Genomic DNA, 279 nt, shown 5'->3' with positions numbered 1-279 from the left:
ACGACAGAAATGTTAGACGTACCGTTAATCGGTTTTTCAGGAGCTCCATTTACATTAGCGAGCTATATGATTGAAGGCGGTCCATCTCGTAACTACCATAATACGAAAGCGTTCATGTATGCAGAGCCAAAAGCTTGGTTCGCTTTAATGGATAAACTAGCAGATATGGCTATTACATATTTAAAAGCGCAAATAAACGCAGGAGCAAAAGCAGTTCAAATTTTCGATTCTTGGGTTGGAACAGTAAATGTAGCAGATTATCGCGTATTTATTAAACCA

At 38.4% G+C, this 279-nt stretch carries 1 protein-coding gene; it reads left to right on the top strand.

The features are described 5' to 3' along the window. The coding region (locus KVT27_RS24300; protein WP_305799938.1) for a uroporphyrinogen decarboxylase family protein at positions 1–279 on the top strand (279 nt) is incomplete at both ends.

The organism is Lysinibacillus sp. GbtcB16 (assembly GCF_019091145.1).
GTDB classification, from domain to species: Bacteria; Bacillota; Bacilli; order Bacillales_A; family Planococcaceae; genus Lysinibacillus; species Lysinibacillus fusiformis.
Note: the sequence above shows the minus strand (reverse complement) of the source record. Positions and strands in the feature narration are given on the sequence as shown.